Source organism: Lentisalinibacter sediminis (assembly GCF_040706615.1).
GTDB lineage: Bacteria > Pseudomonadota > Gammaproteobacteria > Steroidobacterales > Woeseiaceae > Lentisalinibacter > Lentisalinibacter sediminis.
Genome location: NZ_JAPDRF010000001.1, coordinates 511,713 through 538,658 on the forward strand (window position 1 = coordinate 511,713; position 26,946 = coordinate 538,658).

Annotated in this window: 23 protein-coding genes and 1 riboswitch; of the genes, 15 read left to right on the plus strand and 8 right to left on the minus strand. The window is 69.1% G+C overall.

Annotated elements, in window-relative coordinates:
- Positions 1-383: 383 nt before the first annotated feature.
- On the minus strand, positions 384-1,604 hold the full coding sequence (locus ACJMKX_RS02505) for an acyl-CoA dehydrogenase family protein (RefSeq protein WP_405220644.1): 1,221 nt from the start codon (positions 1,602-1,604) through the stop codon (positions 384-386).
- A gap of 224 nt (positions 1,605-1,828) precedes the next feature.
- Between ACJMKX_RS02505 and ACJMKX_RS02510 the strand changes: the two genes are divergently transcribed.
- From ACJMKX_RS02510 to leuB, 6 genes are all read left to right on the plus strand, one after another.
- Positions 1,829-2,806, plus strand: a complete 978-nt coding sequence (locus tag ACJMKX_RS02510; RefSeq protein WP_405220646.1) for an NADPH:quinone oxidoreductase family protein — start codon at positions 1,829-1,831, stop codon at positions 2,804-2,806.
- Between the two features lie 283 nt (positions 2,807-3,089).
- Complete coding sequence (locus ACJMKX_RS02515; protein ID WP_405220648.1) at positions 3,090-4,667, plus strand: 2-isopropylmalate synthase; 1,578 nt, start codon at positions 3,090-3,092, stop codon at positions 4,665-4,667.
- Between the two features lie 24 nt (positions 4,668-4,691).
- Positions 4,692-5,654 carry a branched-chain amino acid transaminase gene (locus ACJMKX_RS02520; protein WP_405220650.1) on the plus strand — a complete coding sequence of 321 codons (963 nt, stop codon included), beginning with the start codon at positions 4,692-4,694 and terminating at the stop codon, positions 5,652-5,654.
- A gap of 11 nt (positions 5,655-5,665) precedes the next feature.
- A complete protein-coding gene (gene leuC / locus ACJMKX_RS02525) occupies positions 5,666-7,075 on the plus strand; it encodes a 3-isopropylmalate dehydratase large subunit (RefSeq protein WP_405220769.1) in 1,410 nt (469 codons plus the stop codon).
- A gap of 4 nt (positions 7,076-7,079) precedes the next feature.
- Positions 7,080-7,664 carry a 3-isopropylmalate dehydratase small subunit gene (gene leuD / locus ACJMKX_RS02530; protein ID WP_405220652.1) on the plus strand — a complete coding sequence of 195 codons (585 nt, stop codon included), beginning with the start codon at positions 7,080-7,082 and terminating at the stop codon, positions 7,662-7,664.
- On the plus strand, positions 7,652-8,719 hold the full coding sequence (leuB, locus tag ACJMKX_RS02535) for a 3-isopropylmalate dehydrogenase (protein WP_405220654.1): 1,068 nt from the start codon (positions 7,652-7,654) through the stop codon (positions 8,717-8,719). The genes leuD and leuB overlap by 13 nt, the downstream gene beginning before the upstream one ends.
- 29 nt (positions 8,720-8,748) lie before the next feature.
- On the opposite strand, the gene metX is transcribed toward leuB, so the two are convergent.
- From metX to metB, 3 genes are read right to left on the minus strand one after another with little or no spacing between them, the layout of a single operon-like run.
- Positions 8,749-9,837 (minus strand): homoserine O-acetyltransferase MetX, encoded by a 1,089-nt coding sequence (gene metX / locus ACJMKX_RS02540; RefSeq protein WP_405220656.1) that lies wholly within the window; start codon positions 9,835-9,837, stop codon positions 8,749-8,751.
- Complete coding sequence (locus ACJMKX_RS02545) at positions 9,834-11,159, minus strand: O-acetylhomoserine aminocarboxypropyltransferase/cysteine synthase family protein (protein ID WP_405220658.1); 1,326 nt, start codon at positions 11,157-11,159, stop codon at positions 9,834-9,836. The genes metX and ACJMKX_RS02545 overlap by 4 nt, the downstream gene beginning before the upstream one ends.
- Positions 11,160-11,216: 57 nt before the next feature.
- On the minus strand, positions 11,217-12,404 hold the full coding sequence (gene metB, locus ACJMKX_RS02550; RefSeq protein WP_405220660.1) for a cystathionine gamma-synthase: 1,188 nt from the start codon (positions 12,402-12,404) through the stop codon (positions 11,217-11,219).
- Between the two features lie 101 nt (positions 12,405-12,505).
- Positions 12,506-12,628: riboswitch (SAM riboswitch) on the minus strand.
- Between the two features lie 152 nt (positions 12,629-12,780).
- Between metB and ACJMKX_RS02555 the strand changes: the two genes are divergently transcribed.
- From ACJMKX_RS02555 to hisE, 9 genes are read left to right on the plus strand one after another with little or no spacing between them, the layout of a single operon-like run.
- Positions 12,781-13,089, plus strand: coding sequence for a YerC/YecD family TrpR-related protein (locus ACJMKX_RS02555; protein ID WP_405220662.1), 309 nt, complete (start codon positions 12,781-12,783; stop codon positions 13,087-13,089).
- Positions 13,090-13,126: 37 nt separating this feature from the next.
- On the plus strand, positions 13,127-14,029 hold the full coding sequence (hisG, locus tag ACJMKX_RS02560) for an ATP phosphoribosyltransferase (RefSeq protein ID WP_405220664.1): 903 nt from the start codon (positions 13,127-13,129) through the stop codon (positions 14,027-14,029).
- 29 nt (positions 14,030-14,058) lie between these two features.
- A complete protein-coding gene (gene hisD / locus ACJMKX_RS02565) occupies positions 14,059-15,378 on the plus strand; it encodes a histidinol dehydrogenase (protein ID WP_405220666.1) in 1,320 nt (439 codons plus the stop codon).
- On the plus strand, positions 15,375-16,448 hold the full coding sequence (gene hisC / locus ACJMKX_RS02570; protein WP_405220668.1) for a histidinol-phosphate transaminase: 1,074 nt from the start codon (positions 15,375-15,377) through the stop codon (positions 16,446-16,448). Before hisD ends, hisC begins: the two co-directional genes overlap by 4 nt.
- Positions 16,367-17,512, plus strand: a complete 1,146-nt coding sequence (hisB, locus tag ACJMKX_RS02575; protein ID WP_405220770.1) for a bifunctional histidinol-phosphatase/imidazoleglycerol-phosphate dehydratase HisB — start codon at positions 16,367-16,369, stop codon at positions 17,510-17,512. Before hisC ends, hisB begins: the two co-directional genes overlap by 82 nt.
- A gap of 2 nt (positions 17,513-17,514) precedes the next feature.
- Positions 17,515-18,123, plus strand: a complete 609-nt coding sequence (hisH, locus tag ACJMKX_RS02580; RefSeq protein ID WP_405220670.1) for an imidazole glycerol phosphate synthase subunit HisH — start codon at positions 17,515-17,517, stop codon at positions 18,121-18,123.
- 5 nt (positions 18,124-18,128) lie between these two features.
- Positions 18,129-18,860, plus strand: coding sequence for a 1-(5-phosphoribosyl)-5-[(5-phosphoribosylamino)methylideneamino]imidazole-4-carboxamide isomerase (gene hisA, locus ACJMKX_RS02585; protein WP_405220772.1), 732 nt, complete (start codon positions 18,129-18,131; stop codon positions 18,858-18,860).
- Positions 18,842-19,609 (plus strand): imidazole glycerol phosphate synthase subunit HisF, encoded by a 768-nt coding sequence (gene hisF, locus ACJMKX_RS02590; protein WP_405220774.1) that lies wholly within the window; start codon positions 18,842-18,844, stop codon positions 19,607-19,609. The genes hisA and hisF overlap by 19 nt, the downstream gene beginning before the upstream one ends.
- 4 nt (positions 19,610-19,613) lie before the next feature.
- On the plus strand, positions 19,614-19,925 hold the full coding sequence (gene hisE, locus ACJMKX_RS02595) for a phosphoribosyl-ATP diphosphatase (protein WP_405220672.1): 312 nt from the start codon (positions 19,614-19,616) through the stop codon (positions 19,923-19,925).
- Here hisE and ACJMKX_RS02600 read toward each other — a convergent pair.
- From ACJMKX_RS02600 to ACJMKX_RS02615, 4 genes are all read right to left on the minus strand, one after another.
- A complete protein-coding gene (locus ACJMKX_RS02600) occupies positions 19,915-22,590 on the minus strand; it encodes a bifunctional aspartate kinase/diaminopimelate decarboxylase (protein ID WP_405220673.1) in 2,676 nt (891 codons plus the stop codon). The genes hisE and ACJMKX_RS02600 overlap by 11 nt on opposite strands.
- Before the next feature lie 10 nt (positions 22,591-22,600).
- The gene (gene ilvD / locus ACJMKX_RS02605) at positions 22,601-24,292 is read right to left on the minus strand and encodes a dihydroxy-acid dehydratase (RefSeq protein ID WP_405220675.1); all 1,692 of its coding nucleotides are present in this window, start codon (positions 24,290-24,292) and stop codon (positions 22,601-22,603) included.
- A gap of 165 nt (positions 24,293-24,457) precedes the next feature.
- On the minus strand, positions 24,458-25,549 hold the full coding sequence (locus tag ACJMKX_RS02610; protein WP_405220676.1) for a serine/threonine-protein kinase: 1,092 nt from the start codon (positions 25,547-25,549) through the stop codon (positions 24,458-24,460).
- Complete coding sequence (locus tag ACJMKX_RS02615) at positions 25,546-26,946, minus strand: FAD-binding oxidoreductase (protein ID WP_405220678.1); 1,401 nt, start codon at positions 26,944-26,946, stop codon at positions 25,546-25,548. Before ACJMKX_RS02615 ends, ACJMKX_RS02610 begins: the two co-directional genes overlap by 4 nt.

The window sequence follows — 26,946 nt, forward strand, 5'->3', positions numbered from 1 at the left end:
AAGTCCGGACAACAATCCTAATAATTATTCGTGACAGTTCTTTTGAGGACCGCCCGCGCTGTCTACACCGGCGTTGCAATCCGGCACCATGCCAGCAACGGTGCTGCCCCGCCACCACCGGCCATACACCATACTACAGTAAGGAGGGAGTGCAGAAACACAGCGAGGCGCTGCCGCAAGCGACCTGCCCTGCTGCTGCCTGCAGCACTCTCCCCTGCTGCGACTGTGAAGGCCGCCGGCCGAGAACCGGCATCCGCGCCCCCGCCGCCGACGCGTTCGGCCAAGACCGAAAAACGCCCGGCGTCCCGGCCTTACGGCGGGTCACACTGCGGCGAAGCATAACATACGCGATCCGGCGCGCCAGTCCTGCCGGCGGCCTCGCGTCACGCGCCCCGCAGGCCGCGCTGCCTGCCGAGTTCGAGCTTCGCCAGGCTGTTACGGTGCACCTCGTCCGGCCCGTCCGCCATGCGCAGCGTACGCAGGTTCGCCCAGGTGCGGGCGAGGCTGAAGTCCTGGCAGACACCGCCGCCGCCGTGCACCTGGATGGCGCGATCGAGAACGTTCAGCGCCATCGTCGGGGCCACCACCTTGATCATCGCGATTTCGGCGCGGGCTACCTTGTTCCCCACCTTGTCCATCATGTCGGCCGCCTTCAGGGTCAGGAGCCGGGCCTGATCGATCTCCATGCGGGAATTCGCAATCGCCTCCCGGACGACGCCCTGGTTGGCCAGCGGACGACCGAAAGCGACCCGCTCGTCGGCGCGCTTGCACATCGCCTCGAGCGCCCTTTCGGCCGCACCGATGCAGCGCATGCAGTGATGGATGCGCCCCGGTCCCAGCCTGCCCTGGGCGATCTCGAATCCGCGGCCTTCGCCCAGCAACAGGTTCGACACGGGCACGCGGACCTCTTCGAACGCCACCTCGGCGTGGCCGTGGGGCGCATCGTCGTAGCCGTAGACCGTCAGCGGCCGCACGACGGTGACACCGGGGGTGGCTCGTGGCACCAGGATCATGGACTGCTGGGAATGGCGATCCGCATCCGGATTGGTCTTGCCCATGAAGATGAAGATCTCGCAGCGCGGATCCATGGCGCCGGAGGTCCACCACTTGCGGCCGTTGATGACGTACTCGTCACCGTCGCGGACGATGGAGGCCTCGATGTTGGTGGCATCCGACGAGGCCACCGCCGGCTCGGTCATCGCGAACGCCGAGCGGATGCGGCCCTCGAGCAGCGGTTCCAGCCACTCGCGGCGCTGCTCCTCGTTACCGTAGCGGACCAGCACCTCCATGTTGCCGGTATCCGGAGCCGCACAATTGAAGACCTCGGAGGCGATGGGCGAGCGGCCCATGATCTCCGCCAGCGGCGCATATTCCAGGTTTGTGAGGCCTGCGCCGTACTCGCTCTCGGGCAGGAACAGGTTCCACAGCCCGGCCTCCTTCGCCTTCGCCTTCAGTTCCTCCATGAGGGGGGGTATGACCCAGCGCTCCTCGCTCGCGTCGATGTACTCCTCGTACGCCGCTTCGTTCGGGTAGACGTACTCGTTCATGAACTCGCTCACGCGCTCGCGCAGCCGGCTCACCTTGTCGGAATATTCGAAATTCATGCGGACCCCGCTCTGGATGAAGGGAAACGATCTGCGCCGCCGCTGCCTCATCGACAGGCCGCACGCGGTGCGCAGCCCGGAGAGCATAACGCGGGGTCGGACTACGTGCCAGCGGCCTCCAGGCCGGCAACTCCTGCCCCGCAACGATGCTAGACTCTCGCGCCACGGCGCACCGCCCGTGCCCGCGAGAGCGTCACGAAATCGTCCCTGGCATCGGAGGAAACGTGAAAGCAGCACTATGTAAAGAGTACGGACCGCCCCGCAGCCTCGTCGTCGAGGAGGTCGCCCCCCCGGAACCCGGCCCGGGCGAGGTCAAGCTGCGGGTGCACGCCTGCGGCGTGAATTTCCCGGACATTCTGATGATGGCCGGCAAGTACCAGTCGAAGCCGCCGATGCCCTTCTCCCCCGGCGGCGAGGTCTCGGGAGAGGTGATCGGTATCGGCGAAGGTGTCGAGCACCTGCGGCCGGGCCAGCGTGTCCTCGGCATGACCGGCCATGGCGGCATGGCGGAAGAGATCTGTCTGCCGGCCGTCGCAGTGGTGCCGATCCTGGACAACATGGATTACGAGACGGCTGCCGGTTTCATACTGACCTACGGCACCTCCTATCACGCGCTGAAGCAACGTGCACGGCTGCAGCCCGGCGAGACGCTGCTGGTGCTCGGTGCGGCCGGCGGCGTCGGGCTGGCGGCAGTGGAACTGGGCAAGCTGATGGGCGCGCGGGTGATCGCCGCCGCCAGCAGCCAGGAGAAGCTCGACCTCGCCGGCGAGTACGGCGCCAGCGAATTCATCGACTACACCGAGGAGAGCCTGAAGGAAAGGGTCAGGGAACTCACCGACGGCAAGGGCGCCGATGTGATCTACGATCCCGTCGGCGGCGACCTGTTCGACCAGTGCATGCGTTCCATCGCCTGGAAGGGCCGCGTGCTCGTCATCGGCTTCGCGTCCGGTGAGATACCCAAGGTACCCGTGAATCTCGCCCTGCTGAAGGGCTGCGAGATCGTCGGGGTGTTCTGGGGCGCCTTCACCCAGCGGGAACCGAAGGCCCACGAGGAGAACACGCGTGAGCTGCTCGAGTACGTCAGCCGGGGCAAGCTGAAGCCGCATATCTCGGGGACTTTTCCGCTGGAAGAGGCCGGCGAGGCGCTGGCGACGCTGGCCGAGCGCAAGGCCCTCGGCAAGGTGATCGTCACCGTCGCCTGAGACGGCAGCGCAGGCCGGATTGGTGTCAGGCGCAACTATGCGAGCGAAAACAACAACCTGGCAGTTGACACCCGGGCGGGCATGCAACATCATCGCCGCGATGAACGAAGCACCCCGCAACAACGGACGCCCGACGGCACGCGCACCGCGTGTCATTCTGCTGTCCGGCCTCCTTCTTCTTGCCCTCCCCGGGAGGATGCGCGGGTAGCCGACAGGCAAGGCGAACGAGAAGGCAAACCCCGCATCCGAAAGGTCGCGGGGTTTTTTTTTGATGGAGAGAACTATGAGCACTGACGACGGCGACCGGGTCCGGATTTTCGACACCACACTGCGTGACGGCGAGCAGGCGCCGGGCTGCAGCATGACGCTGCGGGAGAAGCTCCGGGTCGCCACGGCGCTCGCGGAACTCCGGGTCGACGTCATCGAGGCGGGTTTCGCGGCGGCCTCCCCCGGCGATTTCGAGTCCGTGCGGGCGATCGCCAGCGAGATCGAGGGCCCCGCCGTCTGCAGCCTGGCCCGCTGCAATCCTGAGGATATCGAGAAGGCCTGGAAAGCGGTGGAGCCGGCGGCGAAGCCCCGCATCCATGTCTTCGTCGCAACCAGCGAAATCCATCGCACCCACAAACTGAACATGGCCAAGGAGGAGATCATCCAGAGCGCCACCGGCGCCATCAGGATGGCCCGGGAGTTCTGCGCGGACGTCGAGTTCTCGCCGGAAGACGCATCCCGTACGGAGCTTCCCTATCTGGCCGAGGTTGTCACTGCCGCCGTCGAGGCCGGTGCGGGGACCATCAACATCCCCGACACCGTCGGCTACACGGTGCCCGGCGAGTTCTACGAGCTTTTCCGCTACCTCAAGGAGCACGTACCGGGCATCGACGACGTCGTGCTCTCGGTGCATTGCCACGACGATCTCGGTATGGCGGTGGCGAACAGCCTCTCGGCCGTGCGCGGCGGCGCCCGCCAGGTGGAATGCACCATCAACGGCATCGGCGAGCGCGCCGGCAACTGCTCACTGGAAGAGGTGGTGATGGCGCTCAAGACCCGCCGCGAGTACTTCGGCGCGGACACCGGCCTGGATACCACTCGCCTCTATCCCACCTCCCGGCTCGTCTCCAGCATCACCGGCATCCACATTCCCCGCAACAAGGCCGTGGTCGGGGAGAACGCCTTCGCCCACGAGGCCGGCATCCACCAGCACGGCATGCTGAAGCACGCCTCGACCTACGAGATCATGCGGCCGGAGGACGTCGGCATCAGCCGCTCCAACCTGGTACTCGGCAAGCACAGCGGCCGCCACGCCTTCCGCGACCGGGTGCGCGAACTCGGCTTCGAGCTGGACGACTTCGAGCTGAACCGCGCATTCCAGGAGTTCAAGAAGCTGGCGGACCGCAAGAAGGAACTCTACGACGCCGACATCGAGGCACTCATACTGAATGCCGAGGGCGCGGCTCCCGGCCCCTGGGTGCTGGAGGTGCTGAACGTCAACTCCGGCACGGGGTCAACCGCCACCGCGTCGGTACGCCTGCGCCACGAGAGCGGCGACTGCCCGGAAGAGGCAGCGGTGGGCGACGGCCCGATCGCGGCCGCCTGCCAGGCCGTGGAGCGGATCACGGGCATCCACCTGGTGCTGCGCAATTTCGACCTGCGCAGCGTCACCAAGGGCGAGGATGCGCAGGGTGAGGCCACGGTCACGGTGGAATATAATGGCGTAACCTTCCGTGGCCACGGCGTCAGCACAGACATAGTCGAAGCCGGCGCCCTGGCCTGGCTGGAAGTGACCAACCGGATCATCCGCCGCCAGCAGTCGGGGCTGGAGATCACCCCTGCGCCGGATACCGGCGAGATCGCAACCATTTAACGGCCCGGCCGTCAGGAGTTTCGTATGACCATCCATGCGAGCAAGTACATCTGGTTCAACGGCGAGATGGTGCCGTGGGACCAGGCCAAGGTGCACGTCCTCGCTCACGCCCTGCATTACGGCTCGTCCGTGTTCGAGGGCATCCGTGTGTACAGGACGCCGGCCGGCAGCCGGGTGTTCCGTCTGCACGACCACGTGCAGCGCATGTACGACTCGGCGAAGATCTACCGCATGCGCATCCCGTACCCGTTCGACGAGCTCATGCAGGTGTGCCACCGGGTCGTCATCGAGAACGAGCTGAACAACGGCGCCTACATCCGGCCGATTGCCCTCAGGGGCTACGGCGAGGTGGGGCTGTCCCCGAAAGACGACCACCCGGTCGACGTCGCCGTGGCCGCCTGGGAATGGGGCGCCTACCTCGGCGCCGAAGGACTGGAGCAAGGCGTGGACGTCTGTGTCTCCTCGTGGCAGCGGGTCGCCCCGAACACCATGCCGGCAATGGCCAAGGCGGGCGGCAACTATCTGTCCAGCCAGCTCATCAGCATGGAAGCCAAGCGGCTCGGCTTCGCCGAGGGCATCGCGCTGTCCACCGACGGTCTGGTCAGCGAGGGTGCGGGCGAGAATCTCTTCCTGGTGCGCGACGGCGTCCTGTACACACCGCCGGTCTCCTCCTCCATCCTGAACGGCATCACCCGCCACACGGTGATCTGCCTGGCCGAGGATATCGGCCTGCCGGTCGTCTACCAGAACATCCCGCGTGAAATGCTCTACCTCGCCGACGAACTCTTCTTCACCGGCACCGCGGCCGAGGTGACGCCCATCCGTTCGGTGGACCGTATCCAGATCGGCGAAGGCCGCCGGGGCCCCGTGACCGCCCGCCTGCAGCAGGCCTTCTTCGGCCTGTTCACGGGCGAGACACCGGATACCCGCGGCTGGCTGGAGCCGGTGGAGGCCGCCGATGCGGCAACCGGAGCCGCCAGCGCATGAGTTCGATCGACATGAACGGCGCGCAGACCCTGTTCGAAAAAGTGTGGAACCAGCATGTGGTCGTGCCCGAGACCGACGAGACGCCGGCGGTCCTCTATATCGATCTGCACCTGATCCACGAGGTCACCACCCCGCAGGCCTTCAGCGTGCTGCGCGAGCGTGGCCTGCCCGTGCGCCGCCCGGACCTCACGCTGGCGACCATGGATCATTCCACACCGACGACACCGGTGCGCAAGCTTGCCGACATCGAGGTCGTCGGCGAGAGCGCGGCCAACCAGATCCGCCGCATGGAGGCGAACTGCCGGGAATTCGGCATCGAGCTGCTCGGCTTCGACAGCGACGCCCGCGGCATCGTCCACGTCATCGGTCCCGAACTCGGGGCGACCCAGCCCGGCAAGACCATCGTCTGCGGCGACAGCCATACCTCGACCCACGGGGCGTTCGGCGCGCTGGCCTTCGGCATCGGCACCACTGAAGTGGGCCACGTACTCGCCACCCAGTGCCTGCTGCAGCGCCGGCCGAAGACGCTGGCCATCGAGATCACCGGTCAGCTCGGACCGGGCGTCTCGGCCAAGGACATCATCCTCGCCATCATCGGCGAGATCGGGGTCGACGGCGGCACGGGTCATGTCATCGAATACCGGGGCGATGCGATCCGCGCGCTGGACATGGAGGCCCGGATGACCATCTGCAACATGTCCATCGAGGCCGGCGCACGCGCCGGCATGATTGCCCCCGACGACACCACCTTCGAGTATCTCTGGGGACGCCCGCGGGTGCCGCAGGACGAGGAATGGGAGCGGGCGCTGGCCCGCTGGCGGGCGCTCGCCACCGATGGCGATGCCGCGTTCGACAGGCAGGTGCGCATCGATGCCTCGAGCCTCGCACCCATGGTCACCTTCGGCACCAACCCGGGCATGGTCGTCCCTGTGACCGAGAGGATACCGCAGGGGCCGGGACCGGCCTTCGCCAAAGCCCTGGACTATATGGGACTCGAGAGCGGGCGGCCGATCGCGGGCACGCCGGTTGACGTCGTGTTCGTCGGCAGCTGCACCAACTCCCGGTTGTCGGACCTCGAGCAGGTCGCCGGCATCCTGCGCGGACGGCGCGTCGCGGACAACGTCCGCATGCTGGTGGTGCCGGGCTCGCAGCAGGTCAAGCGAGAGGCCGAGGAAAGAGGACTGGACGAGGTATTCCGTGCGGCCGGCGCCGAATGGCGAGAGTCCGGCTGCTCCATGTGCCTGGGCATGAACGGCGATACGGTGCCCCGCGGCAAGCTCTCGGTCAGCACCAGCAACCGCAACTTCGAGGGCCGCCAGGGCGCGGGCGCCCGCACGGTGCTGGCGAGTCCGCTGACGGCCGCCGCCTCCGCCGTCGCCGGCCGCATCGCCGACCCGCGGCCGCTGCTGGAAGGAGTCTGAGCCCATGGAACCCGTCACCCGCATCGAATCGGCCACGCTCGTCATCGACCAGAGCGACATCGACACCGACCAGATCATCCCTGCCCGCTTCCTGACCACCACCAGCAAGGAGGGGCTCGGCGAGGCGCTGTTCGCGGACTGGCGCTTTCGCGAAGACGGCAGCGAGAACCCGGATTTCGTGCTGAACGATCCGGAGAACGCGGGCCGCACGATACTCGTCGCCGGCAATAATTTCGGCTGCGGCTCCTCCCGCGAGCACGCGGCCTGGGCGCTCGCGGACTACGGCATCCGCGCCGTCATCAGCACCGAGATCGCGGACATCTTCCGCAGCAACGCGCTGAAGAACGGCCTGCTGCCGGTGGACGTGCCCGCCGAGTTGCACCGCTGGCTGCTGGATCATCCCGGCGCGAACGTGGTTCTCGACCTCGAGAGCAATACGCTCACCCTGCCCGACGGTCGCGCGCAGCGCTTCCGCATCGAGGCCTTTGCCCGCTACTGCCTGATGCAGGGCACCGATCAGCTCGGCTTCCTGCTGAGTCAGGAAGACGCCATCGCCCGTTTCGAGACGACACGACCATGGAAGCCCTGATCGCCCTGCTGCCGGGGGACGGCATCGGCCCCGAAGTGACGGAGGCCGGCCGGCGAGTGCTCGAAGGCGTGGGCTCGCGGCACGGTCACCGCTTCGAGATGCATGAGGGGCGGGTCGGCGGCGCCGCCATCGACAGCCACGGCAGCGCCCTGCCCCCGGATACGCTGGAGCTCTGCACACGCGCCGATGCCGTGCTGCTGGGCGCCGTCGGCGGGCCGAAGTGGTCCGACCCGGAGGCCCCGGTCAGACCCGAGCAGGGCCTGCTGGACCTGCGTTCGGCGCTGGGGGTCTTCGCCAATCTCAGGCCGGTGCGGCCGCTGCCGGAACTCTACGAGGCTTCCGCCATCCGCGCGGAACGGCTGCAGGGCACCGACCTCATGGTCGTGCGCGAGCTGACCGGCGGCATCTATTTCGGCGAGAAACACCGCGATGCCGACAGCGCCTCGGATCTGTGCCGCTACACCCGGCTCGAGATCGAGCGCATCGTGCGGGTCGCCGCCGGGCTCGCGCGCGACCGGCGCGGCCGGCTCGCCTCCGTGGACAAGGCCAACGTGCTCGAGACCTCCCGCCTGTGGCGCCGGGTCACCACGGAGATCGTATCCGCGGAGTTCCCGGAGGTGGAGCTGGAGCATGTGCTGGTCGACGCCGCCGCCATGCACCTGATCAGTCGGCCGGCCGACTTCGACGTCATCGTCACCGAGAACATGTTCGGGGACATCCTCACCGACGAGGCCTCCATGCTGTCTGCCTCGCTCGGCATGCTGCCATCGGCCTCCCTGGGCGCCGGCACCCGGGGCCTGTATGAGCCGATCCACGGTTCGGCCCCCGACATCGCCGGCCGGGACGCGGCCAACCCCTGCGCCGCCATCGCCAGCGCGGCGATGCTGCTGCGCTACAGCCTCGGTCTGCACGAGGAAGCCGACGAGGTGGAACGGGCGGTGGCGGCAGCCATCCGCAGCGGCGCGCGGACGGCGGATATCGCCGCGCCGGGGCATGCCTTCCTGGGGACGCGGGAGATGACCGCCGCCGTGATCGAGCGGCTCGGCGAGGACTGAGGCGCTGCCGACCGGCCGACCGGCCGGCTTCAGCCGGCTGCCAGCGCCCGCGGCGTGTCGAGGCCGCGGCGGAAATCCAGCACCAGTTCGCCCAGCGCCTCCAGATCGATCAGGAAACCGTCGTGCCCGTGGGGAGTATCCAGGACCTCGTAGCGGGCGTTCGGCAGGTGCTCGGCGAGGTAGTGCTGCTCCGCGGGCGGGTACAGCACGTCGGAGCTGACGGAGACCACCAGAGCGGGCTGGCGCATGCCGGCCAGCACCGTCTCCAGCTCGCCCCGGCCGCGGCCCAGGTCGTGGCTGTCCATGGCCTGGGTCAGACGCACATAGGCGGCCGCATCGAAGCGGTCCACCAGCTTGTCGCCCTGGTAGCGCAGATAGGACTCCACCTGGAAGAGTTCCGGGTTCGCCTGCTCGCGCCCGAAACGGCTCTCGAAGTTGTCCCAGCTCCGGTAGCTGACCATCGCGACCATGCGGGCCACCGCCATGCCCTGGCGTGGCGGCGCGTCGTCCGGGTAATGCCCCTCCCGCCACAGCGGATCCCGCCAGATCGCCTGGCGCTGAGCCTCGCTGATACCGATGCACCAGGCGCTGTGCCGTGCCGAGACACCGATGGGGGCGATGGCATCCACCCGGTCCGGATAGCAGGCCGCCCACTCCAGCACCTGCATGCCGCCGAGCGACGGGCCGATCACGAGCGCCAGCCGGCCGACGCCCAGCGCATCCAGCAGGCGTCGCTGCAGGTGCACCATGTCGCGCACCGTCACGCGGGGGAAGTCGCCCCCCTGTCGCCGACCGCCGTCCGGCGTTGGCGACAGCGGCCCCGACGTGCCGTAGCAGCCGCCGAGCACGTTACTGCAGACGATGAAATCCCGCTCCGGGTCCAGCGCCTTGCCAGGCCCCAGCATGCCCGCCCACCAGTCGTCCGCATCGGCCGAGCCGGTCAGCGCGTGGCACACCAGCACCGCATTCGTGCCGTCCCGGTTCAGCGTGCCCCAGGTCCGGTAGGCGACCACCGGGTCGTCCACGGTCTCACCGCTCTCGAGGCGGAGCGGACCGGGCAGCTCCCGGTAGCGGGTATCCGAGGAGAGCCAGCGCGCGATGCCGTGCGGCAGGCTCATGCGGCGTCCCGGCTCCGGGCCTTGCTGAAGGCCTGCTCGAAGTCCGCCTTGATGTCGTCAATGTGCTCGATGCCCACCGACACCCGGATCATGTCCGGCGTCACGCCCGCGGATCGCTGCTCTTCCTCGCTGAGCTGCTGATGGGTGGTGGTCGCCGGATGGATCACCAGCGTCTTCGCATCGCCGACGTTGGCCAGATGGCTGGCCAGTTCCACCGATTCGATGAAGCGCCGGCCGGCCTCGGCGCCGCCGCGGATCCCGAACGTCAGCACCGCACCGAAACCGTTGGTGAGATAGTGCTTCGCCCGCTCGTGATAGGGGTGGGACTCGAGGCCCGGGTAGTTAACGAACGAGACATCGGCCTGCTCGCCCAGCCAGCGGGCGAGTTCCAGCGAGTTGTCGGCATGGCGCTGGGCCCGCAGCGACAGCGTCTCCAGCCCCTGCAACAGCAGGAAGGAGTTGAACGGACTCAGCGCAGGGCCGATGTCGCGCAGGCCTTCCACGCGGGCACGGATGATGAAGGCGATATTGCCGAACGGCCCGTCCGGCCCGAACACCTCCGCGAATTTCAAACCGTGATAGCCCGGCGACGGATCGGTGAACACCGGGAACTTGCCGTTCGACCAGTCGAAGCGGCCGGAGTCGACGATGACGCCGCCGATGGTCGTGCCGTGGCCGCCGATCCACTTGGTGGCGGACTGCACCACGATGTCGGCGCCGTGGTCGATAGGCCGCACGATGTAGCCGCAGCAGCCCAGCGTGTTATCGACGATCAGCGGGATGCCGTTGTCGTGGGCGAGGTCGGCCAGCGCCCGGAAGTCCGGCACGTCGAAGCCCGGGTTGCCGATCGACTCCACGTACAGGGCCTTCGTGTTCTCGTCGATGGCGGCCGCGTAGTCCTCGAGCGCGTCGCCCTCGACGAAGCGCACGTCGATGCCGAGACGCGGCAGCGAGACCTTGAACTGGTTGTAGGTGCCGCCGTAGAGCGAGCTGCGGGCGACGATGTTCTCGCCCGCCTGCGCCAGCGTGGTGATGGCCAGGAACTGGGCCGCCTGGCCACTGCCCGTCGCCAGCGCCGCCACGCCTCCCTCCAGCGCGGCCACCCGCTGCTCGAACACGTCGTTGGTCGGATTCATGATCCGGGAATAGATGTTGCCGAATTCCTCCAGGCCGAACAGCCGGGCGCCATGCGCCGTGTCGTCGAACGTGTACGAGGTGGTCTGGTAGATGGGGACCGCCCGCGAATTCGTACCCGGCGCCGGCTCCTGGCCGGCGTGGATCTGCAGTGTCTCGTAATGAAGCTTGCTTTTATCCAGTGCCATCGCTCTGTCCTTTCTCCCTTGTGAGGTTTCGTTGATTCGTCGTGTGCTGTGCGCCGCTCAGCCGGCTACCGCCCGCAGGTCGCCGCGCGCGCCCAGGCCGTCCAGCGCCCGCGCCAGGTCGCCGAGCAGGTCCGTCGTCGACTCGATGCCGACGCTCAGCCGGACGAGGCTGTCGCTGATGCCGGCCGCGGTGCGGGCCTCCGGCGTCATCGGCGCATGGGTCATCGTCGCCGGGTGGCAGACCAGGCTCTCCACACCGCCGAGCGACTCGGCGAGCGAGAAGTGGACGAGTCCGTCCGCGATGCGGCGGGCATCCTCGATACCGCCCCTGAGCTCGAAACTGACCATACCGCCGAAACCGCTTTGCTGCCGGGCGGCGATCAGGTGACCGGGATGACTCTCCAGTCCCGGGTAATACACCCGCGCCACCTGTTCGTGACCCGCCAGGAAGTCTGCCAGCGCCGCCGCATTCTCCTCGTGCTGGCGCATCCGCGCGAACAGCGTCCGCACGCCCCGCAGCGTGAGATAGCTGTCGAACGGCGCTCCCGTTATGCCAATACAGTTCGCCCAGTCGGCGAGTTCCGATGCCAGTGCCTCGTCGCCGGCCACCACTGCACCGCCGACCACGTCGCTGTGGCCGTTCAGATACTTGGTCGTGGAATGGACCACGAGGTCGGCGCCAAGGGCCAGCGGCTGCTGCAGGGCGGGCGACAGGAAGGTATTGTCGACGGCCACCAGAGCGCCGCAGTCCTTCGCCAGGGCGACCACCCGGTTGATGTCCGTGATGCGCAGCAACGGGTTGCTCGGCGTCTCCACCCAGATCAGCCGCGGCCCGCGGCTGCAGGCATCCTCCAGCGCTCGCACGTCTGTCTGGTCGACGAATTCCAGGTCGAATGCACCGCGGTCCGCGAGATTGCGGAACAACCGGAAGCTGCCGCCATAGCAGTCGTGAGGCGCGATCAGCAGGTCGCCCGGCTTGAGCAGCTGGCACACCAGCGTGATGGCCGACATACCCGACCCGGTCACTACGGCGCCGGCACCACCCTCCAGTTCCGACAGTGCCCGGCCGAGGGCGTCCCGCGTGGGGTTGCCGCTGCGCGTGTAGTCGTACTGCCGCGGCCGGCCGAAGCCCTCGAAGGTGTAATTGGACGACAGATGCAGGGGCGGTACGACCGCGCCGTACTGCGCGTCGGATTCCAGCGCGGCGCGGACTGCCTGGGTCGCACTCTGGGGGCCTTGTGTCATGGATGTTCTCCGTCTGATCACGGGCCCGGCACTCAGGCGGCCACTCTGCGGAGAACTCGAGGAAGGTGCCTCGCCCATCGGTATCGCTACCGCTGCTCGGACACTCATCTTTCGCTCAGCACCTTTTTCGCGCTGCCGCAGGAGTTGGCACCTTTTCAGGCTGGTTAGGCCTGAAGGTTGCCCCGGCGTCGTCGGGCCCTTCCCTCAGCCGGTCTCGATGAGTAGCGGCGACTATAGTGTCCGTCCGCGGCCGCCGTCAACCGTTGTTTGGTTACAGCGGAAATCGTTACTTCGAGCCGGATGTGGCAGCACAGACCCTGTTGACCGGGCCGTCGAATTGCATTAATGTATTAACGCGTTAATACATTGGTACGGCATGAAACCCAACCGCGAGACGAGTGCGCGCCGGGCGGCGCGAGAGCAGACGGCGCTGTGCGAGGCACTGGTCGCCATGCGCGGCGCCGACGAGATGCGCGCCCTGCTCGCCGACCTGTGTACGCCGGCAGAACTGCAGGCACTCGTCGACCGCTGGCGTGTGGTGCAACTGCTCGACGAAGGTCTGCCCTATCGCCGGATCAATGAGCTGACCGGCGTCAGCGTGACGACAATCGGCCGGGTAGCACGGTTTCTCGCCGACGGCTTCGGCGGCTACCGCACGGCGCTGGAGCGAACCCGCAAGGAATGACACGGAGCCGCCGACGCGTCTCCCCGAGGAACCCCGAATGCAGAGCGAAACCCCGCGGCTGAAGATCGCGATCCAGAAATCCGGACGCCTGACCGAGCACTGTCTCGATCTCCTGTCCCGGTGCGGCCTGAAGTACACACAGAGCAAGGACCAGCTGTTCTGCTTCGGCGAGAACATGCCCATCGACATCCTGCTGGTGCGCGACGACGACATCCCGGGCCTGGTCGCCGACGACGTCTGTGATCTCGGCATCGCGGGTCTGAACGTGATCCACGAGAAGCGTCTGCACGGTGACGGCAACGGCGCGCTGTCCAACTTCGAGGTCATCCGCGGGCTGGACTTCGGCCACTGCCGGCTGTGCATCGCCGCTCCCGACGACCTGCCCTACGAGGGACCGGCCTCTCTCGCCGGCCGGCGCATCGCGACCAGTTACCCGGGCGTGCTCGCGGGATTCCTGCGCGAGGCCGGTATCGAGGCCGAGATCGTCCACTTTTCCGGCGCGGTGGAGATCGCCCCCCGACTGGGACGGGCCGACTTCATCTGCGACCTGGTGTCCACCGGCTCGACGCTTGCGGCCAATCAGCTGCGCGAGGTGGCGACCGTGCTCGAGAGCGAAGCGGCGCTGATACGCACCGCTGCCGAGCTGCCGCAGGCGAAGATCGAGTGGATCGAGCGTCTGCTGATGCGCATCGAGGGCGTGCAGCAGGTGCGCGAAAGCAAGTACATCATGCTGCATGCGCCGCGCAGCGCGCTGGCCGAGATCACGCGGCTGCTGCCGGGATCCGAGGCGCCCACCATCCTGCCGCTGGAGGGGCGAGAGGACCGCGTCGCCGTGCACGCGGTCTGCCGCGAGAATGTATTCTGGGAGACCCTCGAGAATCTGAAAGAGGCCGGTGCCAGCGCCATGCTGGTGCTGCCGGTCGAGAAAATGCTCGCCTGATGCGGAGTCGACGAAAGACGGAGCCGACCATGTCCCTGACCCTTTATCGATGGAACGAACTCGACGATGCAGCCCGCGAGGATCTGCTGCGACGGCCGGCGGTCGCCGCCGGCGCCTCGGTGGAGGCCACCGTGCGGGAGATCCTGGCTGCCGTGCGCGCGGACGGCGATGCTGCCGTGCGCCGGCTGACCCGCGAGCTGGACCGCGCCGAGATCGACGAACTGCGTGTGCCGGAGGAAGCCTTCGCGGCCGCGGAAGCCGGGCTCGGCCGTGAGGCGGTCGCCGCCATCGACCGTGCCATCGAGACCGTCGATAGCTTCCACCGCGCCCAGTTGCCGCAGCCGGTGCGGGTGGAGACCGCCCCCGGCGTGGTCTGCGAGCGGCTCAGCCATCCGCTCGACGCAGTGGGACTGTACGTGCCGGCCGGTACGGCGCCCCTGCCCTCGGCCGCCATCATGCTGGCCGTCCCGGCGACCATCGCCGGCTGCCCGGAGCGCATCCTGTGCACGCCGCCGCGCCCGGACGGCACGGCGGACCCGGCGGTGCTGGCCGCCGCGCGGCGCTCCGGTGCCACCGCCGTCTACCGCATGGGCGGGGCACAGGCGGTCGCCGCCATGGCCTACGGGACCGCGTCCGTCCCGCGAGTGAACAAGATCTTCGGCCCCGGCAATGCCTGGGTCACGGCCGCCAAGAGCCTGGTGGCGGCGGACCCGGACGGCGCCGCCCTGGACATGCCGGCAGGGCCGTCCGAGGTGCTGGTCATCGCCGACGGCGACGCGGATCCGGCGTTCGTGGCCTCGGACCTGCTGTCCCAGGCCGAGCACGGACCGGACTCCCAGGTCTTCCTGGTCACGCCGGATGCGGCGCTGGCGGAAGCCGTTGCCGCGGCGCTGGAGGAACAGACGGAGGCGCTGGGCCGCGGTAGCATCGTGCGCGAGGCCCTGTCCCACAGCGCCGTCATCATCGTCGACGATCTCGCCGAGGCCGTGCGGGTCAGCAACGCCTATGCGCCCGAGCACCTGATCGTGCAGGCGGCGGACGCCCGCAGCTGGCTGCCCCGCATCCGCAATGCCGGCTCGGTGTTCCTGGGCCCGTGGACGCCCGAGTCCATGGGCGACTACTGCAGCGGCACCAACCACGTGCTGCCCACCTACGGTTACGCACGCACCTACAGCGGTCTCGGCGTCGACCAGTTCCTGCGCCACATGACGGTACAGGAGCTCAGTGCCGCCGGGCTGGAGGGATTGGGGCCCACCGCGGTCACGCTCGCCGGCCTCGAGGGGCTGGACGCTCACGCGCGCGCGGTCACCCTGCGCCTCGAGAAGATCCGCCGGCGGACGGTCGCATGAGCGACGCGGTGCTTGCACTCGCGCGGCCGGAGATCCGGGCGCTGAAGGCCTACGAACCGGCGGGCTATGCGCCTGACGCCGTGCGCCTCAATGCCAACGAGGCGCCCTGGCGAGCGGGCGGCGACGCGAGTGAACGCGGTCTGAACCGCTATCCCGAGGCCCGGCCGGGCGCACTGACCGCGCTGCTCGCCGAACACTACGCGGCGAGCCCGGAGGAGACCTTCGTGACGCGGGGAACCAGCGAGGCGATCGACCTGCTGATCCGCTGCTTCTGCCGCCCCGGACTGGACGACATCGTGATCTGCCCGCCCACCTTCGGCATGTATCAGGTCTACGCCGACATCCAGAATGCGGGCGTACGACGGGTGCCGCTGCTCGCGCCGGATTTCCGCGTCGATGCCGGGAGCCTCCTGGCAGGCTGGGACGAGCGCTGCCGACTGCTGTTCCTGACCTCGCCCAACAACCCCACGGGAAACAGCATCCCTCCGGCAGTGATCGGCGCGCTCTGCGAAGGGCTCGCCGGCCGCGGGCTGGTGGTGCTGGACGCGGCCTACGTGGAATTCGGCGGCGAGGACCCCTGCCCCGCCCTGTTGGCCGCGCACGACAATCTGGTGGTGCTGCGCACCCTGTCGAAGGCCTACGGACTGGCCGGCGCCCGCTGCGGCGTCGCGCTCGGCCGGCCCGCCGTCGTGCGTCTGCTGGGCAAGGTGATGCCGCCCTACGCGATCCCGACGCCGACGGTGGAGGCGGCCACGGCCGCCGTCGTTAACGAGTCCTTCCGGATCATGCCCGAGCGCATCCGTGCGCTATGCGACGAGCGCGAGCGCGTCCGCGAGGCGCTGGAGGGGTGCCCGGCCGTCTTGCAGGTATGGCCGAGCGACGCCAACTTCCTGCTGGTGCGATTCCGCGACAGCACCGATGCCCTCGCCCGCGCCCGGCACGCCGGCCTGCTGCTGCGGGACTTCGGCGGCGAGCCGGGGCTCGAGAACTGTCTGCGCATCACCATCGGCGAGGCCGCGGACAACGAACGGCTGCTCGCGGCCCTCGGCCGCCAGGCGGTGCGCGCATGAGCGGGCTGCGGGTCCTGTTCGTCGACCGGGACGGCACGCTGATCGAGGAGCCTGCCGACGAGCAGGTGGACCGTCTCGACAAGGTGCGGCTGGTTCCGGGCGTCATCCCGGCGTTGTTGCGCCTGAAGGCGGCGGGCTACCGCTTCGTGCTGGTCTCCAACCAGGACGGCCTGGGCACCGAGTCCTTCCCCGAAGACGATTTCCGCCTGCCCCACGAACACATGCGCGCGCTGTTCGCCAGCCAGGGCATCACCTTCGACGAGGAGTTCATCTGCCCCCATTTCGAGACGGACGGCTGCGCCTGCCGCAAACCCGCCACCGGCCTCCTGACGCGATACCTCGCGGCAAACACGCTGGACCTCGAGCGCAGCGCCGTGGTGGGCGACCGGGAGACGGATGCCCGCCTCGCCGAGGCCATCGGCATCCCGGGCCTGCGTCTGGGCGAGGACGGGCTGGACTGGAGCGGCATCGCCCATCGGCTTTGCGCCCTGCCCCGCCGCGCGAGCGTCACCCGCAACACCCGGGAGACACGCATCACGGCCGCCGTGGACCTGGATCGGGAAGGCGGCAACCGCATCGCCACGGGTATCGGCTTCTTCGACCACATGTTGGAACAGATCGCCACCCACGGCGGCTTCTCGCTGCGCCTGAGCTGCGACGGCGATCTGCACGTCGATGAACACCACAGCGTCGAGGACGTGGCGCTCGCGCTCGGCGAAGCCATCCGCGAGGCTCTCGGCGACAAGCGCGGCATCGGCCGCTTTGGCTTCGTACTGCCCATGGACGAGGCCCAGGCCCGTATCGCGCTGGACCTCTCCGGCCGGCCCTATTTCGTCTTCCGCGGCGCGTTTCCGCGGGACCGGGTGGGCGAGTTGCCCACCGAGATGGTGACCCATTTCTTCCGTTCCCTCGCCGACGCGCTGCGCGCGACGCTGCACGTCGAGGTGGAGGGGGAGAACGCTCACCACATGGTGGAGATCTGCTTCAAGGGTTTCGGTCGCACGCTGCGCCAGGCCCTGCGTATCGAGGGAGACGCCCTGCCTTCCTCGAAGGGGACGCTGTAGCCATGGCGGGCTCCCGTGACGTCGTGATCGTCGGCTCCGGCGGTGCCAACATCGCCTCACTGACCGGGGCGCTGGAGCGCCTCGGCACGGACGCGGCCCTCAGCACCGACGTCGACGAAATCCGCGGCGCACGCGCGGTGATCCTGCCCGGCGTCGGCGCCGCGGCGGACGCCATGGCACGGCTGCATTCCTTCGGCCTCGACGCATTGCTCCCCACGCTCGCGCAGCCCGTGCTCGGCATCTGCCTCGGCATGCAGCTGCTGGCCGCCGGCTCCGAGGAGGACGACGCGGACTGCCTCGGCGTCGTCCCCGGACGCGCCCGACGGCTGCCGGCCTCACCGGAGCTGCCCGTACCGCACATGGGCTGGAACCGGGTGCGCAAGGAAGGCGAATCGGTACTCCTGCGGGACGTGCCCGACGGCGCACATTTCTATTTCATCCACAGTTACGCGCTGCCGGTGGCGGACACCACCACCGGACGCACCGAGTACGGTAGCGAGTTCACGGCCGTCTTCGAGAGCGGCAATTTCTTCGCGACCCAGTTTCACCCGGAGCGCTCCTCCGCCCACGGCGCGACCGTGCTCGGGAATTTCCTGGAGTACGCGCTGTGATCGTGATGCCGGCCATCGATCTGCGCGGCGGGCGCTGCGTGCGGCTGTTCCAGGGCGAGTTCGACGCCGAGACCGGCTACGACCACGACCCGCTGGAACTCGCACTGGAGTATCAGTCGGCCGGCTGCCGTGAACTGCACGTCGTGGATCTGGACGGGGCCCGCACCGGCGATCCCGCCAATCTGGACATTATCCGCGCGATCGCCGCCGGGACGACGATGACCGTGCAGGTGGGCGGCGGCATCCGTGACCAGGAGCGCCTGGAGCGGCTGCTCGGCTGCGGTGTCGATCGCGTGGTGATCGGCAGCCTGGCGGTGAACCGCCCCGAGACGGTCACAGGCTGGCTGCGCGAGGCGGGGCCGGAGCGGATCGTGATCGCGCTGGACGTGCGGCTGGACGACCACGGCATCCCCCGGGTGACCAGCCACGGCTGGACGCGGGACTCGGAGCTGACGCTGTGGCAGGCGGTGGAGCGCTTTACCGAGCCGCGCTTGCACCACGTGCTTTGCACCGACATCAGCCGGGACGGCGCGCTGACCGGACCCAACGTGGACCTGTACGGGGAATTCGTCTCCCGCTTCCCGGATATCGGCCTGCAGGCCTCCGGCGGCGTGCGGGACGTGAACGACCTGGAGGCGCTCAGGCGCTCGGGCGCCGCCGCGGCGATCACCGGCAAAGCGCTGCTGGAAGGCACGCTGACGAGAGAGGAGCTGCGGTCATTCTCGCGCGACGCATAATCCCCTGCCTGGACGTCCGGGACGGCCGCGTCGTCAAGGGTGTGCGCTTCCGCAATCACCGGGACGTGGGCGACATCCTGGACCTGGCCCGGCGCTATCGGGACGAGGGCGCCGACGAACTGGTCTTCTACGACATCACGGCCAGCCCCGACGGACGCTCCGTGGACCGCAGCTGGGTCTCCCGGGTGGCGGCCGTGCTCGATATCCCTTTCTGCGTCGCCGGCGGCATCCGCAGCCTCGAGGACGCGGAGAGCGTACTGAACCGGGGCGCCGACAAGATCTCGATCAACAGCCCGGCGCTCGCCGACCCGGAGCTGATCACCCGGCTCGCCTCCCGCTTCGGCGTACAGTGCGTGGTGGTGGGCATCGACAGCCGGGAGGAAGACGGCGACTGGTTCGTCTATCAGTACACCGGCGACCCGGACCGAACGACGGCGACCCGCCGCCGGACCCTGGACTGGGTGGCCGAGGTCCAGCGCCGCGGCGCCGGCGAGATCGTGCTGAACTGCATGAATCAGGACGGCGTGCGCGAGGGCTACGACCTCGGCCAGCTCGCCGCGGTGCGTGGGGTCTGTGGCATCCCGCTGATCGCCTCCGGCGGCGCCGGCGCGCCCGAACATTTCCTGGCGGCGTTCGCGCAAGCCCGCGTCGATGGCGCGCTGGCGGCGAGCGTCTTCCACAGCGGCGAGATCCATATCGCAGAACTGAAACGCTGGCTGGCCGACCGCGGCATAGAGATGAGGGTCTGAGGCTATGGCAGAAGAACGGGACCCGGCCTTCCTCCGGGAACTGGAACAGGTGATCCGCGCGCGCCTCGACACCCAGGCGCCACAGAGCTACACGGCACGCCTCGTGGCCGGCGGCAAGGCCCGGGTGGCGCAGAAGGTGGCCGAGGAAGCGGTGGAAACGGCGCTGGCCAGCGCCACCGACGCGGGCAGCAACGCGGTCGTCGGCGAGGCCGCCGACCTGGTCTATCACCTGCTCGTTCTACTGGCGGTCGAAGGCCTCGATCTGGCGGATGTGGCGGCCGAGCTCGAGGCCCGCCACCGCAGCCTCACCCGCTGACAGGCTCGGCTCCGAGCAGGGTCTCGGCCGCGGGCTCGCGCAGGTTGTAGCGTGAGCCCATGGTGTAGCCGTAGGCGCCCGTGTTGGCGATCAGGAGCACGTCGCCCTCCCGGCATTCCGGCAGCAGGCGGTCGTTGCCCAGCCGGTCACCGCTCTCGCAGATGGGACCCACTACCGTCACCACCTCCGTCGCCGGCTCACCCAGCCGGGTGAGATTCACGATCTCGTGGTAGGCGCCATAGAGCGCCGGGCGGATCAGGCTGTTCATGCCCGTCTCGATGCCCACGTAGCGCACGGCCCCCTTGCCCTTGGTCTGGGTCACCCGCGCGAGCAGCACGCCCGACTCGGCCACCAGATACCGGCCCGGCTCCACCCACAGGCGGTAATCCGGCCAGGCCCGGCGCAGCTCGCCCAGCAGCCGTGCCAGCTCGCCGGTATCCAGGGGCTCCTCGCCCGGCTTTTCCGGTATGCCCAGCCCGCCGCCGAGGTCCAGCGTGTGCACGTCCGGAAAGCGGGAGGCGGCGTTGGCGAGCTCGTTCGCGACCTCCGCCCAGTTGCTCGGGTCCAGGATACCGCTGCCGGTATGGGCGTGAATGCCGACGATCCGCGCGCCCGCGGCCGCGGTCAGCGATTCCAGTTCGTCCAGCTCGAACAGCGGGATGCCGAATTTCGAATGGGTGCCGGCCGTGCGCACGTGTTCGTGATGCCCCCGCCCCTGCCCCGGGTCGAGCCTGATGAAGACGTCCCGGTCGCGGAAGAGCTCCGGCCAGGCACGCAGAGGATGCAGGTTGTCCAGGGTCACCCAGACGCCGAGTTCCAGGCCGTCGGCATATTCGCGGCGCGGCGCGAAGTTCGGCGTGAACAGGATGCGTCGCCGATCGATGTCGGGGAAGAGCCCGAGCACCCGTTCGATCTCACCCGGCGAGACGCATTCGAAATTCACGCCGGCACTCTCCACCAGACGCAGGATGTCCGGGTTCGAATTCGCCTTCATGGCGTAGAACACCGCATCCAGGTGCTCGATGGACTGCAGACGGCCGATCGCCGACCGGATCGTATCGGCGTCGTAGACGTAGCGCGGCGAGTCCTCCTCGCACAGTGCCAGCAGCTGCCGCCGGCGGTGGCTCCACCACATCGGCGGCAGGCCCGGGGCCTCCTCTCCCTCCGCCTGCAGGGTCTCCCAGGTAGGGCCGAAGGCCTCGCCGCGTCGTTGCGGCGCGATGATGGAGCTGTGCAGCTTCTGCACCAGCCGGTAGCCCTGCTCGTCGTCGACGACGAAGGTCAGGTTCAGGTCGCTCGCCGCCTGGGTCACCAGGTGGATGCGCTGCTCCTCGAAGACTTCCAGCGCCGGGCCGAGCCGGTGCAGGATCGTGCGGATCTTCCGCCCCACGAGACTGACGGCCGCGCAGTCCTCGATGACCCGCACCCGGCAGATGGTCGCCAGCTCCTCGATCAGCGCCTCCATCGCCTCGCCGCCGAGCGCCCCGGACGCGGTGTCGATGGAGACGGTGACGTTGCTCTCCGAGGTGGATACCAGATCCACCGAGACGGAATGGCGCCGGAAGACGCCGAAGGCGTCAGCCAGGAAACCGACCTCCTGCCACATGGCCACGCCTTCCATCGACACCAGCGTGAGGCCCATGCGCAGCGAGATCGCCTTGACTCGCGGCTCGGCCTCGCGGGTGGCGGCCGAGATCACCGTGCCGTCCAGGTCCGGCCGCGCGGTCCAGCGCACGTGGATCGGGATCCGTGCCCGGCGCACCGGCGGCACGCAGCGCGGGTGCAGGACGCTGCCGCCCGTGGAGGCGATCTCCTGAGCCTCGTCGTAGTGCAGCGCCGTCAGCAGTCGCGCCGACGGCACGGCTCGCGGATTGCCGCTGAACATGCCGGGCACGTCGGTCCAGATCTCGAGCCGGCGCGCCCCCAGCAGGGCGGCGAAATAGGCCGCCGAGGTATCCGAGCCGCCGCGTCCGAGCAGCACCGTCTCGCCGTCCTCGTTGCGGGCGATGAAGCCCTGGGTGAGTACCGCGCCGGTGCCCGCCCCGAAGCGCTCCGGGAAGTCCGGGTCCGTGTCGTGGGCACAGACCGCGCTCAGGAAATGCTGCCGCTCGTTCTTGTTCCGCTGTCCCGTCGCCGCCAGGTAGTCGCGGGCATCGGTCCAGGCCGCATCGACGCCCCGGGCGCCGAGCCAGGCGGCACCGAGCCGTGTGCTCATGAGTTCGCCGAGCCCCATCAGGCGGGCCTGCACCCGCGGGCTCGCCTCGCGGATCAGGCGGATGCCGGCCGCGAGCTGGCGCAGTTCGTCGAAATACTCGCCCAGCACCTCGTCGGCATCGAGTTCCAGCTCGTCCGCCAGGCGACGGTGGCGCTCGAGGATTTCCCCCAGTACGGGCTCCGGGTCGCCGCCGATGGCCTGGTCGATCAGGGTCTGCAGCGCGTTCGAGACGCCGGCCACCGCGGAGCACACCACGAGGGGGCGCAGGCCCGCCCGCATCCGGTTGCCGATCAGCCCGGCGATTCTCTGCCAGTCTTCCCGCGAAGAGACGCTGGTACCGCCGAACTTCATCACCACCCAGGTGGAGTTCGCGCAGGCCGAGGGTGCGCCGAGTTCCCGCGCGTCCTGGAAAGGCGCTTCCGTGAGCGCCGTCTCGGTCAGGTCTGCCATACCGCCGCCGTCAGTCGTCTTCGTCGAAGTTGTCGGTCACCGCACCCAGGGACGCGGAGCTGACCTGACGGGCGTACTTGGCGAGCAGCCCGCGCGCAGGCGGCCGCCGGGAAGGGGCCCAGTCGGCCCGACGGGCCTCCAGTTCGTCGGCGGAGAGATCCGCCTCGATGCGGCACGCGGCGCCGTCGATGGTGATGCGGTCGCCGTCGCGCAGCAGGCCGATCGGTCCGCCGACCGCGGCTTCGGGCGTCACGTGACCCACCACGAAACCGTGGCTGCCGCCGGAGAAACGGCCGTCCGTGATCAGCGCCACCTTGTCGCCGAGGCCCTTGCCCATGATGGCGCTGGTCGGGCTCAGCATCTCCCGCATCCCCGGACCGCCGACCGGGCCTTCGTAGCGCACCACGACCACGTCGCCGGCCTGCACCTCGCCGTCGAGGATGGCCTGCAGGGCCTCCTCCTCGGCCTCGTAGATGCGGGCAGTGCCAGTGAATCGGGTGCCCTCCTTACCCGAGATCTTCGCCACCGCCCCCGCCGGGGCGACGTTGCCGTACAGCACCACCAGATGACTGTCGGCCTTCAGCGGATTCGAGAGCGGCCGCACGATGTCCTGATCGGCCGGGTAGGTGCCGGCCTCGGCCAGATTCTCGGCCAGCGTCCGCCCGGTCACGGTCAGGCAGTCGCCATGCAGCAGACCCGCGTCCAGCAGCATCTTCATCAGCGGCTGGATGCCGCCGATGGCCACCAGGTCGCTCATGACGTAGCGCCCGCTCGGCTTGAGGTCGGCGAGCACGGGCACGCGCTTGCCGATGCGGGTGAAGTCGTCGAGTTCCAACGGCACGTTTGCGGCATGGGCGATGGCCAGCAGATGCAGCACCGCATTGGTCGAGCCGCCCAGCGCGATGACCACCGTGATGGCGTTCTCGAACGCCTCCCGCGTCAGTATGTGCGAGGGCCGGATGTCGCGCTCGAGCAACCCGAGCACGGCGCGGCCCGCCCGCCGGCAATCCTCGGTCTTCGCGCCGGAGACCGCCTCCTGGGCGGAGCTGTCCGGCAGGCTGAGTCCGAGCGCCTCGATGGCCGAGGCCATGGTATTCGCCGTGTACATGCCACCGCAGGCCCCGGCCCCCGGTATGGCCGTGCGCTCCACCTCGCCGAGCTCCTCCATGCTCATGGAGCCGGCGGAGACCCCGCCGACGGCCTCGAACACGGAGACGATGTCCCGGCGCTTCGGCCCCGGCTGGATGGTGCCGCCGTAGACGAAGACGGAGGGGCGGTCGAGCCGGGCCATGGCGATCACGCAGCCCGGCATGTTCTTGTCGCAGCCGCCGATGGTGACCAGTCCGTCGAAACCCTGGGCGCCGGTGACCGCCTCGATGGAATCGGCGATAACTTCCCGCGAGACCAGCGAGTAACGCATGCCGGGCGTGCCCATGGAGATGCCGTCGGACACCGTGATCGTATTGAAGATGACCGCCTTGCCGCCGGCACCGTCGGCGCCTTCTGCCGCGGACCGGGCCAGCCCGTCGATATGCATGTTACAGGGCGTGACCATGCTCCAGGTGGAGGCGATACCGACCTGGGGTTTGGTGAAGTCCTCGTCGCCGAAACCCACCGCCCGCAGCATGGCCCGGCCGGGCGCGTGCTCCACGCCTTCCACCACGATGCGCGAATAACGCCGCTTGTCTTTCTGCTCGGTCACACTGCCTCCCTCAACTTCGCCGGCCCTCGTCGTCCTGGTCGCCCTGATCGCCCTGGCTGCCCTTGCGCGGCCTGCCCATTCTCACCGGCGCGCCTGCGCCGGCCGCAGCGCATTGTAGCGGATCGACGGGCCGCCGGCGCCGGCGTGTTCGCGGTGCCGCGGCCCTCAGAACGCGGCCAGCGGCAGGACGACCGCCGCGGCGGCCAGCAGCAGCGCGGCGAGCACCAGCAGCGTGCGTCGGCATCGGCGGGCCCCTTCGGTGGCGAACGGACGCAGGAAGGTCCCGACGTCCGGCGGGCGCTCGTAGCGGGAGAACGAGAGCGCCGCCTCCAGGGCACGCCAGCGGGTCTCATTAAGGCCCTCGATGCGGCGCGCCGACTCCCCCGCCGCCTCGGCCTCCGTCGCATCCCGATTGCCGAATACCCGGCGGCCGGACAGCATGCGATAGGCGAGGCAGGCCAGCGAGTAGATATCGTCGCGGATCGTCGGCGTCTCCCCCTTCAGCACCTCGGGACTGGAATAGGCCGGCGTGGCCGCCTTCAGAACGCCAGGGTCGAAGGTGCCCGTTCCCGTCGCGAGCACCCGGTCCAGGCGCGCGATGCCGAAGTCGCAGAGCTGCACGCTCCCGCCCGGCAACAGCATGACGTTGCCCGGTTTCACATCGGCGTGCACCACGCCTCTCTCGTGGGCATGGGCGAGAGCCGAACCGATGCTGCGCACGATGTGCAGGGCATCGCCGGCGGGCATCGGTTCACCCGGCCGCCGATCCAGCCAGTCCGCCAGCGAGCAGCCGGGCAGCCAGTCCATCACGATATAGAAACGGTTGCCGTCCCTGCCCAGGCCATGGAAGCTCACCACGTTGGGATGGTCCAGAAGGAGCCCGGTCTCCGCTTCTCTCTGCAATGCGCGCAACGCCGGTCCATGCTGGTCGAGCCGGGGTTTCAGTACCTTGACGGCGACCCAGGCCGGCTCGTGGGTCTCGAGAGTGCGCTGGCGGTCGAGGGCCTTGTAGACCACCCCCATGCTGCCGCCCGCCACCCGACGTAACAGCTCGTAACGCCCACCGATGACCGTGCCGATGGCGAGCTCGGCGCCGCTGGCGGCACCCGCCCCCTCCGCTTCGCCGCCCTCATCCAGCCGCGCGGTGGCGAGCTGCTCGCTGTCGGCAGGCGCACCCGCGGCGGCCCCGTTGCCGTCGAGACGCGCGGTGGCGGCCTCTACCTCGCGCTCCGCCCCGTCCCGGCCCTTACCGCTCACAGCACCTTGCCCGGGTTCAGGATCCCGGCCGGATCGAGGGCTGTCTTCAGGTGTCGCATCAGGTCGAGTTCCGTCTCGTCGAGGTAGCGGCGCATCTGCTCGCGCCGCAGCAGGCCCACACCGTGCTCGGCACTGAAGCTGCCGCCGCACGCCTGTACCGTGTCGAAGACGATACCGTTGACTTCAGGCTCGGCGGCGCGGAACGACTCCGGGTCGGCGGCGGCCGGCTGGCTCAGGTTGTAATGGAGATTGCCGTCGCCGACGTGGCCGAACACCACCAGCCGGGCCTCGGGGAAACGGCCGGCCAGCGCCGTGCCGGCCCGCTCGAGGAATTCGCCGATACGCTCCACCGGCACGGAGACGTCGTGCTTCAGACTGACGCCCTCAAAGCGCTGGGCCTCGGAGATACTGTGCCGCAGCCGCCACAGTGCATCCCGGCGGCGCCCGTCCCCGGCCGCCACCGCGTCCCGCACGAGGCCCTCGTCCAGCGCCGTCTCGAGGGCGGCCTCCAGGCGCGGCATGGCCTCACCCGGGTTGTTGGCCGTGCTCTCCATCAGCACGTAGGCCGGATGATCCTCGCAGAAGGGGTGGCGGGTATCGGCGATGTGCGCGAGGACGAATTCCAGGGCCCGGGCGGAGACGAGTTCGAAGGCGCTGATCTCCTCGCCGAGCCGGCCGCGCATGGCCTCCAGCAGCGCCACCGCCTCGCCCGGGCCGTCGATGGCGATCATGGCCGTGGCGACGTCGGCCGGGCGCGGGTGGAGGCGCAGCGCTGCCGCCGTGATGATCCCCAGCGTGCCCTCGGCCCCGATGAACAGGTCGCGCAGATCGTAGCCGGCCGTGTTCTTCCGCAGGGTGCGCAGACCGTTCCACACACGCCCGTCCGCCAGCACCACCTCCAGACCCAGGACCTGCTGCCGCGCCGTCCCGTAGCGCAGTACGTTGATGCCGCCCGCGTCGGTCGACAGGTTGCCGCCGATCTGACAACTGCCCTCCGCGGCGAGGCTGAGCGGGAACAGCCGGCCCACCTCGTCGGCCGCGCGCTGCAGGTCGGCCAGCACGCAGCCGGCCTCCGCGATTACGAAGTCTCCCGCCGTGCTCAGTTGGCGGATGCGGTTCATCCGCCGCAGGCTCAGGATCACCTGGAGGTCTTCGCCACCGGCCACCGCCCCGCCGCAGAGTCCGGTGTTGCCGCCCTGGGGGACGATGCCGATGCCGTGCCGCCTGCATTCGGCGACCACCCGGGCGACCTCCCCGGTAGTCGCCGGCAGCAGCACCAGCGGGGTATCGCTCCGGTAGCGTCCCCGCCATTCCTCGAGGTAGGGCGCCATCGCGTCAGGGTCATCCAGATATCCCCCCTCGCCCACGGCCGCTTTCAGGCCCTCGAGTCTTTTCAT

Bases quoted from the DNA above. Each gene is read 5' to 3' on its own strand.
- ACJMKX_RS02505 (WP_405220644.1), bottom strand. From the start codon at position 1,604: ATGAATTTCGAATATTCCGACAAGGTGAGCCGGCTGCGCGAGCGCGTG.
- ACJMKX_RS02515 (WP_405220648.1), top strand. From the start codon at position 3,090: ATGAGCACTGACGACGGCGACCGGGTCCGGATTTTCGACACCACACTG.
- ACJMKX_RS02520 (WP_405220650.1), top strand. From the start codon at position 4,692: ATGACCATCCATGCGAGCAAGTACATCTGGTTCAACGGCGAGATGGTG.
- leuC (WP_405220769.1), top strand. From the start codon at position 5,666: ATGAACGGCGCGCAGACCCTGTTCGAAAAAGTGTGGAACCAGCATGTG.
- leuD (WP_405220652.1), top strand. From the start codon at position 7,080: ATGGAACCCGTCACCCGCATCGAATCGGCCACGCTCGTCATCGACCAG.
- leuB (WP_405220654.1), top strand. From the start codon at position 7,652: ATGGAAGCCCTGATCGCCCTGCTGCCGGGGGACGGCATCGGCCCCGAA.
- metX (WP_405220656.1), bottom strand. From the start codon at position 9,837: ATGAGCCTGCCGCACGGCATCGCGCGCTGGCTCTCCTCGGATACCCGC.
- ACJMKX_RS02545 (WP_405220658.1), bottom strand. From the start codon at position 11,159: ATGGCACTGGATAAAAGCAAGCTTCATTACGAGACACTGCAGATCCAC.
- metB (WP_405220660.1), bottom strand. From the start codon at position 12,404: ATGACACAAGGCCCCCAGAGTGCGACCCAGGCAGTCCGCGCCGCGCTG.
- ACJMKX_RS02555 (WP_405220662.1), top strand. From the start codon at position 12,781: ATGAAACCCAACCGCGAGACGAGTGCGCGCCGGGCGGCGCGAGAGCAG.
- hisG (WP_405220664.1), top strand. From the start codon at position 13,127: ATGCAGAGCGAAACCCCGCGGCTGAAGATCGCGATCCAGAAATCCGGA.
- hisD (WP_405220666.1), top strand. From the start codon at position 14,059: ATGTCCCTGACCCTTTATCGATGGAACGAACTCGACGATGCAGCCCGC.
- hisC (WP_405220668.1), top strand. From the start codon at position 15,375: ATGAGCGACGCGGTGCTTGCACTCGCGCGGCCGGAGATCCGGGCGCTG.
- hisH (WP_405220670.1), top strand. From the start codon at position 17,515: ATGGCGGGCTCCCGTGACGTCGTGATCGTCGGCTCCGGCGGTGCCAAC.
- hisA (WP_405220772.1), top strand. From the start codon at position 18,129: ATGCCGGCCATCGATCTGCGCGGCGGGCGCTGCGTGCGGCTGTTCCAG.
- hisE (WP_405220672.1), top strand. From the start codon at position 19,614: ATGGCAGAAGAACGGGACCCGGCCTTCCTCCGGGAACTGGAACAGGTG.
- ACJMKX_RS02600 (WP_405220673.1), bottom strand. From the start codon at position 22,590: ATGGCAGACCTGACCGAGACGGCGCTCACGGAAGCGCCTTTCCAGGAC.
- ACJMKX_RS02615 (WP_405220678.1), bottom strand. From the start codon at position 26,946: ATGAAAAGACTCGAGGGCCTGAAAGCGGCCGTGGGCGAGGGGGGATAT.